The organism is Marinobacter pelagius, from assembly GCF_900114925.1.
GTDB classification, from domain to species: Bacteria; Pseudomonadota; Gammaproteobacteria; order Pseudomonadales; family Oleiphilaceae; genus Marinobacter; species Marinobacter pelagius.
Genome location: NZ_FOUR01000004.1, coordinates 16,561 through 28,023 on the forward strand (window position 1 = coordinate 16,561; position 11,463 = coordinate 28,023).

10 protein-coding genes are annotated in these 11,463 nt (G+C 60.3%); 6 read left to right on the forward strand and 4 right to left on the reverse strand.

The features are described 5' to 3' along the window. Nucleotides 1-24 precede the first annotated feature (24 nt). Nucleotides 25-276, reverse strand: a complete 252-nt coding sequence (locus BM254_RS09515; protein ID WP_092002314.1) for a hypothetical protein — start codon at nucleotides 274-276, stop codon at nucleotides 25-27. Nucleotides 277-404: 128 nt separating this feature from the next. On the opposite strand from BM254_RS09515, the gene BM254_RS09520 reads away from it, so the two are divergent. The 4 genes from BM254_RS09520 to BM254_RS09535 all read left to right on the forward strand — a co-directional run bounded on the left by BM254_RS09520 (nucleotide 405) and on the right by BM254_RS09535 (nucleotide 4,306). After that, nucleotides 405-1,109: an AzlC family ABC transporter permease gene (locus BM254_RS09520; protein ID WP_092002317.1), complete on the forward strand. Its 705-nt coding sequence runs from the start codon at nucleotides 405-407 to the stop codon at nucleotides 1,107-1,109. Next, nucleotides 1,102-1,443: a branched-chain amino acid transporter permease gene (locus tag BM254_RS09525; RefSeq protein ID WP_092002320.1), complete on the forward strand. Its 342-nt coding sequence runs from the start codon at nucleotides 1,102-1,104 to the stop codon at nucleotides 1,441-1,443. Before BM254_RS09520 ends, BM254_RS09525 begins: the two co-directional genes overlap by 8 nt. A 71-nt stretch (nucleotides 1,444-1,514) precedes the next feature. Continuing rightward, complete coding sequence (locus BM254_RS09530) at nucleotides 1,515-1,976, forward strand: (2Fe-2S)-binding protein (RefSeq protein ID WP_092002322.1); 462 nt, start codon at nucleotides 1,515-1,517, stop codon at nucleotides 1,974-1,976. Further along, complete coding sequence (locus tag BM254_RS09535) at nucleotides 1,973-4,306, forward strand: xanthine dehydrogenase family protein molybdopterin-binding subunit (protein ID WP_092002325.1); 2,334 nt, start codon at nucleotides 1,973-1,975, stop codon at nucleotides 4,304-4,306. Before BM254_RS09530 ends, BM254_RS09535 begins: the two co-directional genes overlap by 4 nt. A gap of 18 nt (nucleotides 4,307-4,324) precedes the next feature. Here the strand turns inward: BM254_RS09535 and BM254_RS09540 are convergent, their stop codons facing one another. Beyond that, nucleotides 4,325-6,382: a sensor domain-containing diguanylate cyclase gene (locus tag BM254_RS09540; protein ID WP_092002327.1), complete on the reverse strand. Its 2,058-nt coding sequence runs from the start codon at nucleotides 6,380-6,382 to the stop codon at nucleotides 4,325-4,327. An 88-nt stretch (nucleotides 6,383-6,470) separates the two neighbouring features. Between BM254_RS09540 and BM254_RS09545 the strand changes: the two genes are divergently transcribed. Continuing rightward, on the forward strand, nucleotides 6,471-7,418 hold the full coding sequence (locus BM254_RS09545) for an AEC family transporter (RefSeq protein WP_092002330.1): 948 nt from the start codon (nucleotides 6,471-6,473) through the stop codon (nucleotides 7,416-7,418). Here BM254_RS09545 and BM254_RS09550 read toward each other — a convergent pair. Further along, nucleotides 7,403-8,170 (reverse strand): fructosamine kinase family protein, encoded by a 768-nt coding sequence (locus BM254_RS09550; protein WP_092002333.1) that lies wholly within the window; start codon nucleotides 8,168-8,170, stop codon nucleotides 7,403-7,405. The two genes, BM254_RS09545 and BM254_RS09550, sit on opposite strands and share 16 nt — an antisense overlap. 82 nt (nucleotides 8,171-8,252) lie before the next feature. Between BM254_RS09550 and BM254_RS09555 the strand changes: the two genes are divergently transcribed. Further along, complete coding sequence (locus BM254_RS09555) at nucleotides 8,253-8,531, forward strand: acylphosphatase (protein WP_092002336.1); 279 nt, start codon at nucleotides 8,253-8,255, stop codon at nucleotides 8,529-8,531. A gap of 74 nt (nucleotides 8,532-8,605) precedes the next feature. Here BM254_RS09555 and BM254_RS09560 read toward each other — a convergent pair whose 3' ends face one another. Further along, nucleotides 8,606-11,317, reverse strand: a complete 2,712-nt coding sequence (locus BM254_RS09560) for a cytochrome c peroxidase (protein ID WP_092002339.1) — start codon at nucleotides 11,315-11,317, stop codon at nucleotides 8,606-8,608. Nucleotides 11,318-11,463 lie beyond the last annotated feature (146 nt).

Consider the following 11,463-nt stretch of genomic DNA (forward strand, 5'->3'; position numbering starts at 1 on the left):
CAGGAAATACAGCGGGATTCTACCCTACTCGGGCACGCCCAGTCCGGCAGTATTTTCTACCGGATCGAACCAGACCACCAGATCGCCCCGCCGGACGGCTGCCATGACACGCTCCCTCTCGGCAAAAGGGTTCTCTGTATCATTGAGGCCATGGTAGCGGGTGCAGTACTCCTCAACCAGTCCCTGAAGCTGGTCTACGGTGAGTAGCTCCGTATCCACCACGAACTTCTCTTCGCGCGGGTCCGGCTCTGGTTGCAGGGCTGCTTCGTCGGTCATTATCCCTCCTGTGAGTAAGGGTATGTTAAGGATTTAACGCGCCGGGTAGAAGCCCCGTAACAACAGCTCAGCTTCAAAATGCTGACATGATTCACTATCATGCGTCGCTTTCAACGGTTTGGATGCTAATGAACCAGTCTGTCTTTCGCCTGACCCTTCCCATCCTGTTCGGGTACATTCCGCTTGGAATGGCCTTCGGCGTGCTGTTCGCGACCCAGCTGGACTATCCCTGGTGGGCGGCGCCACTGATGGGCGTGCTCATCTATGCCGGGGCCGGCCAGATTCTGGCGGTCAGCCTGCTGGCCGCCGGCGCCGGCATGGTCGAGGTCTTTGTGGCCATGTTCGTCCTGAACGCCCGGCACCTGTTCTACGGGCTGTCGCTGCTGGGCCAGTTCCGGGGTGCAGGCTGGCGCAAGGCCTACCTGATTTTCGGGCTGACAGACGAAACCTATTCCCTGCTTACCACTCGTCCCCGGGGCCCCGACCGCCACCATGAGCAGGAGGTGGACTTCCGCATTACCGGATTCAACCAGTGTTACTGGGTCATCGGCTGTGCCATCGGTGCCCTTTTGGGCGATAACGTGGCCTTCGACAGCACGGGCATCGAATTCGCCCTTGTCGCCCTGTTTATCGTGCTCACCATCGAACAATACAAGGCCCTGAAAGATGGCTTCCCGCTCTGGACCGGAGCGGCCGCGGCCGGTATCGCCATGTTGCTGCTGTCCCCCTCGCACCAGCTGATCGGGGCTATTGTCATCGTGACCGCCGTTCTGCTGGTCCACTACCGCCGCCTGAAGGACACCGGTGCAACCGAGGGCGCAAACCATGGCTGACATGACCTACCTGCTTTCCTTCATTGCCGTCGCGGCCATCGCCACCTTTGCCACCCGGGTGATCCCCTTCGTGTTCTTCGAACGGCACACCGAACACCCGCTGATCAAGCATCTTGGTCGCTACCTGCCGGCTGCGGTCATGGCCCTGCTTGCAACTGTGTTCCTCACCCGCTCGGGTAACTGGAATGCCGCCCTCCCGGGCCTGGATGCAGTTCTTCCCGGATTGCTGGTGGTGGCCATTCACCTCTGGCGGCGTAATGCCCTGCTTTCCATTGCCGCCGGCACGGCCGCTTACATGACCATCCAGCAAACCGGTTTTCTCGCGGGATTCTGAGCTTTTTGCCTTTCACTGGCGTACAGCTACAGTGAAGGAAAGCCAGAAATCCATCTGACAGAGAGGGCTCCATGGTTACGCTCAACATCAACGGCGAGCAACACGAACTCGACGTCCCGGATAACATGCCGCTGCTCTGGGCTATCAGGGATGTGGTCGGCATGAAAGGCACCAAGTTCGGCTGCGGTGTTTCCCAGTGTGGCGCATGTACCGTACACCTGGATGGCGCGGCCATCCGTTCCTGCGTGACACCGGTATCTGCTGCCAAAGGCGAGATCACAACCATCGAAGCCATGGCCGATGACCCTGTGGGCAGCAAGGTCCAGCAGGCCTGGCTTGACCTCGGTGTCGCCCAGTGTGGCTACTGCCAGGGCGGCCAGATCATGAACGCCACCGCCCTCCTGAAAAAGACGCCCAACCCGGATACCAGCGAGATCGTCGATGCCATGGCCGGCAACCTGTGCCGCTGCGGTACCTACAACCGGATCCTCGCCGCCATTGAGCGCGTCGCGGGCAAGGAGGATCAGGCATGAGCAGATCCGACGACAGACTCTTGCTGGCGAACGTCAGCCGCCGCCGGTTCCTCATGGGCCTCGCCGGTGGCTCGGCGCTGGTACTGGCCGCTCGCTGGGATATGCCCCTGGCCAATGAAAAGGCGCAGTTCGGTGCCGGCGCCATGCCCGGTGGCTGGGTGGACGATCCGAACGTATTCATCCATATCGATTCCGACGGTACCGTCACGGTGGTCAATAACCGCGCCGAGATGGGCCAGGGTATCCGTACCAGCCTGGTGTTGCTGGCCGCCGACGAACTGGGTGCGGACTGGGACCGGGTGAAAGTACGCCAGGCGGAAGCCAACCAGGAAAAGTATGGCAACCAGAATACCGACGGTTCCCGCAGCATGCGCCACTGGTATGACCCCATGCGCCGGGCCGCAGCCGCCGCCCGTCTGATGCTTGAACAGGCCGCCGCCAACCAGTGGTCGGTGCCCTTGCACGAAGTCCGAACGGACATTCACAAGGTCATTCATACGCCATCCGGTCGGGAACTGGGCTTTGGCGAACTTGCGGAAGCCGCCCGTGAGCTGGAGGTACCCGGCCGCAACGACCTGGTGCTGAAAACCGATGACGAGTTGCGTTTTATCGGCCGTGAATCCGGCTACATCAACGGCAAGCTGGAGTCCGCCCACCCCAAGGCCATTGACGGCGAAGACATTGTTACCGGCAAGGCAATCTTCGGGGCCGATGTCGAGGTGGAAAACCCACTGTATGCCGTGATCGCCCGCCCTCCGGTCTATGGCGGCAAGGTCAAAAACTACGATGACTCGGAAACCCTGAAAGTGCCGGGCGTGGAGAAAACGCTGGAAATCGAGGGTACCGGGCAACCGGCCGGCTTCAGTCCGCTCGGCGGTGTGGCGGTGGTCGCCACCAATACGTGGGCAGCCATCGAGGGCCGCAGGAAACTGAAAATCGAGTGGGACAACGGCCCCGCCGGGGACAATGCCAGCTACACCTCCGAGGCCTATCGCGAGGCGCTGGAGAAACGTGCCCAATCGCCTGGCCGGGTTATCCGAGACGGGGGCGATGTGGAAAATGCCCTGAAGCAGGCAAGCAAGACCGTCTCTGCCACCTACTACATGCCCCACATGGCGCAATCCCCCATGGAGCCGATGGTGGCAACCGTGGTGGTGGCCAACGGCGAGGTGGAAGTCTGGGCACCGGTGCAGAATCCCCGTGCTACCCGCGACACCGTTGCCGGCCGGCTGGGTCTGGACCGGGAGAAGGTGCGAGTCAACGTGACCCTGCTCGGCGGTGGTTTCGGCCGGAAATCCAAGCCGGATTACGCCGCAGAAGCTGCGACCGTGGCCCAGGCCTTCGAAGGTCGCCCAGTCCGCCTTCAGTGGACCCGCGAGGATGATATTCATCACGCCTACTTCCACGCGGTGTCGGTTGATCACCTCGAGGCAGGGCTGGATGATGAGGGCAAGGCCGTGGCATGGCGCCACCGCACCCTGTCACCCAGCATTGGCTCCCTGTTCGCTCCCGACCCGGAACACAAGGGCGAATTCGAGCTTGGTATGGGCTTCAACACCATGCCGTTCAGTATTCCCGCCATCCGGCTTGAAAACCCGCCGGCACCGGCCCACGTGAGAATCGGCTGGTTCCGCTCGGTATACAACCTCCCCCATGCCTGGGCCATTCAGAGCTTTGCCCATGAGGTCTCGGTAGCGGCAGGCAGGGACCACCGGGATTATGTGCTCGAGTTGCTGGGCCCGGGGCGGGAGATCCATAACCTGACGGTAGGTGATGGCTGGAACTACGGTGAAGACCCGGAGATGTATCCCATTGATACGGGGCGCATGCGTGCCGTGGTCGAAAAAGCCACAGAGGCTGCTGGCTGGGGCAAGAAGCTACCGGAAGGACGAGGCATGGGACTGGCCTTCCATCACAGCTTTGTATCCTACACTGCCATCGTGTTCGACGTGGAAGTCGATGACAGCGGCAACGTGATCATCCACCGGGCCGATATTGCCTTTGACTGCGGCCGGCAGGCCAATCCGGAGCGGATCCGCTCCCAGCTCGAAGGTGCCTGCGTGATGGGCATCGGCGTCGCCCTGATGAGCGAAGTCACCTTCAAGGATGGCGTTGCGCAACAGGACAACTTCGATACCTATCTGCTGCCCCGGATGCCGGATGCGCCGAAGGAAATCCATATCCACCTGATGGACCGCCAGGACGAACCCATGGGTGGCGTGGGTGAGCCCGGCCTGCCGCCGGTGGCCCCGGCACTGTGCAATGCCATCTACGCCGCCACCGGCAAGCGCATTCGCCGACTGCCCGTGGGTGACCAGCTAAAGGCCTGAACCAATGACGAGGGTCTGTTACAGGCCCTCGTCGGTCTCCACCCGGTTCCGACCGCCCTTCTTGGCGGCATACATGGCCCGGTCTGCCCGCTGGATAATGGACTTGCGCTTATCCTCGGGGCGCCAGGTGGCCACACCGATACTGGCGGTAATGACGGTTTCCACTCCGGGCACCGCCACCTCGGCCACGGCTTGTCGAACCCGTTCCGCCAAGGCCACCCCGTCCCCGCGCCCGGCACCGGTCGCAAGGATGACAAACTCCTCACCACCCCAACGCCCGAGATGATCCTCCTGACGCAACACATCAGCGGCCTTCCGGGCAACTTCCCGCAGCACCTCATCACCGGCCGCGTGGCCCCAGGAGTCATTGATATTCTTGAAATGATCGACATCCAGCAGCAGCACTGAAAACGGCAAACCATGGCGCCTTGCTTTCGCCAGCTCCCGGTCCAGCTCATATTCAGTGCGGTAACGGTTCCAGAGACCGGTCAGGGAGTCATGGCTCGCAGCATGACTGAGTTGCTCGTTGGCCTGCGCCAGGGCCGCGCGCTCTGTCTTGAGCAGCTCGTTCAGGCGGGTGATCTCACTGATTGATGCCAGCAGCGCCATGTCCTCTGCCAGGTCCACCGCAGCAAGGCGCTCTACCCGTTTCCAGGATTCACTGCTGCCTTCCGTGGCTTCCAGCCAGGAACCAAAGGCCTTGCGGAAGGTTTCCTCCTCCCCCGGCGCACTGGTCAGGATATCCACTTCCGGACGGCCCTCCCAGTATATGCCTCGACCATGTTCTCCCCGGAACACCATAAACCAGCTGGTCACCCGCTCGCCCGGTAGCGGAACGGCGAGCAGTCCGCAGGCTGCGCCAAGCTCCAGCCCTCGGGCCAGCGGCTCCTCTTTCAGACTCGCCGACACCCAGGGTGACCGACCCTGCTGTTCGGCGTTCAGCCTGGAGACCAGTTGGTCGAGCGAAGCGGCGGGAGGGACCTCTCCGAGCGCTGCAATATCCCCGCTGTTGGCATAGGCCATGCCACTGGCGCGGAACAATCCCAGCCAGTCGGGGGCGTATTTCTCCAGCATTCTGGCCGGAGACAGCCCGACTGTGATATCGGCAGCCAGAAAATCCCTGGACTTGTGAACGCGCTGTAAGAACTGGGCTTCCATACGGGATTTCAGCAGGAACAGGCGCTGGGTGGCCATCAGCACCAGAGTGCGCGCCGCATCTCTCAGGGTTGGAGCAAGGGGAACCGGCTTTTGCGAGGTGCAGGTAACCAGGCCCCAGAGGCCTGAGGGACCGACAATAGCGATCGAGAGCAGTGCCTGAGCCTGGAAATAATTCAGATACGCGGTCTGTCGCCGGGACGGGGCCCGGAGTACCGTCCCGCTGGCATCGACGGCGGCCAGCTGCTCTTTCGTCATCCCACCAGAAACAAGCACCGGCACCAGGCCAGCCTCGAGGTCAGGAATGCTCCGCACCTGGTGCCGGGTCATCTTAGAGCGTTTTGCCAGAGGATAAGCGGAGGCGGAAAAACGCTGACCCCGCAACGGAGAAACGCCCTTGCGCTTACTCTCGGCCAGAAAGACGCCATGGCCCTGCTCGTCAAAGTGCGCCACCACCACCCGGTCAAACCTGACCAGGTCGCGAACGCCGTCCACCAGGATATTCATCAGATCATCGGGATTACGGGCATTGGCCAGTTTGCCGAGCCAGCGGTTGACCGTTCCGGTCATCCGCCTGGTTCCCAGTCCCGTCAGGGGTTCAATTTCGACGACCACCCAGGCCCCCGAACGAAAGGCATTCACCTGGAGGCGAATCTGCCGGCCCTTGTTCTCCTTGCGGATGGACACAGGCCCGCTAAGCACATCATCCTCAGCCAGTTCACGGCGAATGCGCGCCAGCACCCGTGCACCGAAAACTCCCTCCGGAGACTGGTCAAGCAGGGTTTCGGCAGGAACCTGCAGGAAATACTCGGCATTGGCACTGCACTGGACAATACGATCCAGCGATCTCGTTAATACCAACAGGCAGCCACAGGGCTGGATCCTGAGAGAACTCCGCTGAAAACCGTTCGGTCCGGGCATCTGGTTGGTGAAATCCTTGGGAAAACCTCAAGGAAATTATACACTGCCGCCACGATTTGCCCCTGCACTATTTGCCCATGGCCCCGCGATGAACCTGATCGACATCTTTCTCCAGACTCTGGAAACCACCTTACCGGTATTTGCCATGGTCTTTATCGGACTCGGGCTGCGACGGATTGGCTGGATCGACGGCCCCTTCATCAACACCGCCTCTGCCCTGGTCTTCAAGGCAACACTGCCAACGCTGGTATTCCTGAGCATCATCCGTGCCGACCTGAGCACCGCACTGAATCCGGAGCTGCTGCTGTTTTACCTGCTGGCCACCCTTGGCGGCTTCGGGCTGACCTGGCTCTGGGCAACCTGGCGCGTGCGCAGAGAGGATCGCGGGGTTTATGTGCAAGGGGCTTTCCGGGGCAACTGCGGGATTGTCGGACTGGCGCTGGCGGCCAATCTGTATGGCGATTTCGGGTTATCTGCAGGCGGTATCCTGCTCGGCCTGGTGATCATTTCCTACAACGCACTCTCGGTGGTGGTGCTGATCGCCTACCAGCCCGGTCAGTCCGCCAGCTGGCGCAAGATCATCCATGACATTGTCCGCAATCCCCTGATTATCGCCGTGGTGGTGGCCATTCCCTTTGCCTGGCTCAATATTGGCCTGCCCACCTGGGTGATGACCAGCGCTGACTATTTCGCGTCCCTGACCCTTCCGTTGGCGCTGCTGTGCATTGGCGCCACCGTATCCCTGAGCTCCATTCGCAGCGACAGCAAGACCGCGTTCGGTTCAAGCACCATGAAGATGATCGTATTGCCGGCCCTGTGCACCGCCGCCGGGTGGTTGGCCGGTTTCCGGGGGGCGGAACTCGGGCTGATGTTCCTGTTCTTCGCCAGCCCGACCGCCGCTGCCAGTTTCGTGATGGTCAAGGCACTCGGTGGCAATGATCGCCTGGCGGCCAATATCATTGCCCTGACCACCCTGATGGCCAGCATTACGGTCACTGCCGGCGTGTTCCTGTTGCGAAGCTACGGCATCATCTGAGAAACGACCGTACGAACCGTTTCGAAACCGCGCTGACAACCACCCAGGTAACCGCCGCCAAACAGGTTGTAGTGGTTCAGATAGTGGTACAGATTGTAGATGTCCCGTTTGAGGGGATACTCCGAAGAGCGTGCGTACATCCGGTCGTAGGCCTCGTAGAACGCCTCGCCGAAGCCACCGAACATCTCCGTCATAGCGAGATCCGCCTCCCGGTCACCGCAATAGACCGCCGGGTCGATCAGCCAGGGGTTATTCCTGTCAAACAGGGCATTGCCGCTCCAGAGGTCTCCGTGAAGCAGGCTCGGATGCTCACAAGTGCCATCCAACCACCTTGCCAAAGCCTCGCCGTGACGCTCGATCAGCGCCTCGAATTCACCACGGATCTCCGCATTCCGGATCCGGCCCACCTGATAGCCCAGGCGGTCTGAAACGAAGAACTCGCCCCAGGACTCCGACCAGCGATTCGGTTGCGGCGACAGCCCGATGTAGTTATCCCGCCCCCAACCATAGCGATCCTGCCTCAGCCGGTGCATCAGGGCCAGGCCCTCTCCAAGCATGGCAAGGGTTTCGGCAGTAGCAGGCTCGGATTCGATACCGGTGATCTCCAGCACATTGTTATCCACCCGGGCCACTTCCGGAATCCGCACATCGGTGACCCCCGCCTGCGCCAGCGCAGAACGAAGGCTCTCCAGTCCCTCCGCCTCGCAGATCAGCGCATCGGTAAATCCGCTGGTATTATGTTTGGTGAACATGACTCTACCTTTCCTTGAATCGTTTCCCGCCGGGGCGTTAGATTGAACTCAGGCTAACATGTAACGGAGTCGCACGACTGCTATGGACAAGAAGCGCTGGAAAATGCTGATCTCGGGCAAGGTGCAGGGAGTCTACTACCGGGCCTCCACCGAGAAGGAAGCCAATCGGCTGGGGCTGTCAGGCTATGCCAGGAACCTGCCGGACGGGCGCGTTGAGGTGATTGCCGAAGGAAGCCCGGAGGAACTCCAGCAACTGCACCAGTGGTGCCAGGAAGGGCCACCTGCGGCCAAAGTGACTGATATCGAGGTTGAGGAGCAGCGGGCGAATGGGGAGTTCTCGAATTTCGGGGTGCGGTACTGAGACAGGGAAAAGCGGGCCGACCCACAGGGGCCGGTCCGCTCTGAACATGATAATCTGCCTTGGTACGAACCCTCCTATTGTGGCGCCACTGGCTGCAATGGTACGTCGATAAGCGAGCCACCATTCAGATCGGCAATGGCCGGCATGGTGCACAGTTCATCGAGACTGTGGGCACCGGGCACACCGTCAAGCTGCTCTTCGAACGTCTGCAGCAGTTCCCCATGGCCTTCTGCCCCAACGGCCGGAATAGCCACAAGCAGCGTTTGCCCTGTCTCCGGGTCATGACCGTGTGGCACGCACAGCTCCGGATGGTCGAACTTTCCGGAATCTGTGGCCAGCCGCCAATCGGTCAAACCAGTTTCCATCATTTCAACCACCGACGCCTCGTCGACAGGCCCCAGATCGAAGATCCGCATGCCCGCATCCAGGTTATTGAAGTTGATGGTCGAGAAATGACCAGCGGTCTTGTAGGTTTCCAAGACCTGGCGCAGGTTCTTTTTGGCGCCATTATGGAAGTACGGACCGGTAAACTTCACGTTCCGTAAACCGGGAGCCTTGAAGGCACCGTTCATCAGAATTTTTTCTCCGGGAATGATGTCCGGAATGCACTGGTTGGTATTGGGATTGTTATTGGGATCCCCGTTCCGGCGCCCCCGGGCATTGTCATTACCCACCAGCCCGGGACCACAAGCGAGCGCCAGATCGAACACCTTCGGGGTCAGATCGGTTGGCGAAGTCGGAATCAACAATTCACCGCCGGCAATGACATCAGCAATCATGCCAATCGCAGTTTCATCGAGAGGTTCCGGCAAGTCCTGGCCACTCTGCAGGAGCAGAATGGCCTCCCGCAATTTGGCAAACGATAAGGGTACCCCGTTGATAGCATCACCCAGGGAGAGGTCTTCCACCGTGGGTCGAACACCGATGTTATAGAATCCGGCGTCGTAGACCTGAGCCTGACCGTTGAAGGCAATCATCCGCTCCATCGGCACTTCAAGTGCTTCCTTACGCAACTGCCCAGGAGGCAACGGCGGAGCCGGCGCTGCACCGAATCCGGTGAGCGCTGAGACGGTAGCACCCGTGAACTCGGGATTGAAATGGCAGACGCCACAGGCCGTTGCACCCGCGAAGAACCTCCCGACGCCCCGTTCAATGCTCAACAGGGCATTAATTGCGGCTACTTCATTCGGCGAAGCCCCGCAAGTTAAGGCATCCATGCAGCCACCGATCGGCGTACCCGGATCAACGGGGAACAACGCATTGCCCGATTCCGCACCGGTGACGGCCGCCGGACTGATGAACTTGGCATAGTGCGCCGCACAGATCTGCTCGGCATCGGCAACCCCGGCGGCGTTGTTGTTCAGGGCGATAGTGTCAATGCAAGTTTCCAGCGGCATTCCGGTAACATCGATCGTGATCGCCCGTCTTCCGGCGCCGTTGGTCACAATGCCGGTGGCAATCCCTCCGGCCAGGAGGTCAACTATGGTGTTATCGGTGAACAGTGTTGCCTCATAGGCCTGAACGGCCAGCCCGAAGAACAGGGCGAAGTTGTACTCCAGCAGTGTGAAATCGTCGATCCTGGGTTCAGTGCAGGTGACCTGAGATAGCGCAGGGGGGCTTTGGCTATCATCAACCGTCAGGCAGACATCCCCGCCGTTGCCATCACCCCAGAACCGTTCATCAAAGACATCCCGAATCATACTGGCGTAGGACTCGGTCAGCCCCCGGCCATTACCGCTTTCACCGCAGTTTGCCAGAGAAAAAAGCAGGGAGTCATCGCATGCAACCGTTTGATCGGCCAGCGGTGTAGCGTTAGCCAGTTTGCGGCCAATATGCGCAAATGCCCGACCGGCAAACTGCATCTCGAAATCACTGAGCGGTGGTCCGACAGCCTGGGATGCCAGAGCCGAGAATGGAATCAGCAGCTTCTCATCGGCAATCTGCCCGGCAACATAGGTTTTTACCCGGGCGGTGGGATCACGGAATCCCAACGGGTTGACCCCGTTAAAGAAGGTGTCGGCTCGGCCGTCCCAGAAGTTGCGCAAATTAAAGACCGCGTTGATCACCGTCGGCGCGTTGCGGGGCTCCACTCTGCGTGCAGTAGCAGGTATTCCATTTCCGGGAGTAGTGAAGATGGCATCGAAGCCGTTGTCTGTTTCTGTGAGCAAGGCATAATCCACGCGGTCCCCTGACAATCCCGTAAAGGTCCCCGCGCGGACTCCCTGCGATGAGGCCACATCATTGATATCCAGGTCAGGATTCCCTTTCGGACCAGTACCAGGTGTGCCATCAAGGGTGTCGGGGGTCCAGCCCAGGGCCAACAAATGCGGCTCGTTGACCGGGAATCCCACTTCAGTACCTGCTTCATTGGCGCCCTGGTAATGAGGCGACCCCAGGGCCTGATTTACCGCCAGCAAATCAAGCGCAAAATCCCCACCCTTGAATCCCGGACTCAACTGATTATTACGCCGGTGGTCGGCACCGGCATGATAATGACAACTGGCACAGGCTGTGATGCCATCCCCTCCCACTTGCATGTCCCAGAACAGGGCCTTACCCAGCGCCTGTAATGCCTCCTTTCGCTCCGGTTCGGTAATGTCCAGCCAGGCTCCATTACCCGTTCCGTCCAGCAGTCCCAGCATATTCACATCCGGAACCGTAACCTGGTTCAGGGGCGCAACCTCCTGGGCCTTCAGGCCCGGCGCTCCCAGTACCAGCAGTGACGCCAGCAATCCCCCCAGCATTCGGGAAGGGCGCCAACATTTTGCTCCAAAAATACCTTCCATATTGGTTCTCCCTGAGCACTCTCAATGCTCTAGCAGCGCTTCAATAGCCCCCGGGATGGTCTGAACGCGTCATTATTGTCGTTGTAAAAAATGCGCAGACCCGCCCCGAAAGGGCCTCAGGAGATGATAAGAAATGCTTGAGGCGC

Excerpts from the sequence above, each read along its gene's own strand:
- BM254_RS09515 (WP_092002314.1), bottom strand. The coding sequence starts at position 276 with ATGACCGACGAAGCAGCCCTGCAACCAGAGCCGGACCCGCGCGAAGAG.
- BM254_RS09520 (WP_092002317.1), top strand. The coding sequence starts at position 405 with ATGAACCAGTCTGTCTTTCGCCTGACCCTTCCCATCCTGTTCGGGTAC.
- BM254_RS09525 (WP_092002320.1), top strand. The coding sequence starts at position 1,102 with ATGGCTGACATGACCTACCTGCTTTCCTTCATTGCCGTCGCGGCCATC.
- BM254_RS09530 (WP_092002322.1), top strand. The coding sequence starts at position 1,515 with ATGGTTACGCTCAACATCAACGGCGAGCAACACGAACTCGACGTCCCG.
- BM254_RS09535 (WP_092002325.1), top strand. The coding sequence starts at position 1,973 with ATGAGCAGATCCGACGACAGACTCTTGCTGGCGAACGTCAGCCGCCGC.
- BM254_RS09540 (WP_092002327.1), bottom strand. The coding sequence starts at position 6,382 with ATGCCCGGACCGAACGGTTTTCAGCGGAGTTCTCTCAGGATCCAGCCC.
- BM254_RS09545 (WP_092002330.1), top strand. The coding sequence starts at position 6,471 with ATGAACCTGATCGACATCTTTCTCCAGACTCTGGAAACCACCTTACCG.
- BM254_RS09550 (WP_092002333.1), bottom strand. The coding sequence starts at position 8,170 with ATGTTCACCAAACATAATACCAGCGGATTTACCGATGCGCTGATCTGC.
- BM254_RS09555 (WP_092002336.1), top strand. The coding sequence starts at position 8,253 with ATGGACAAGAAGCGCTGGAAAATGCTGATCTCGGGCAAGGTGCAGGGA.
- BM254_RS09560 (WP_092002339.1), bottom strand. The coding sequence starts at position 11,317 with ATGGAAGGTATTTTTGGAGCAAAATGTTGGCGCCCTTCCCGAATGCTG.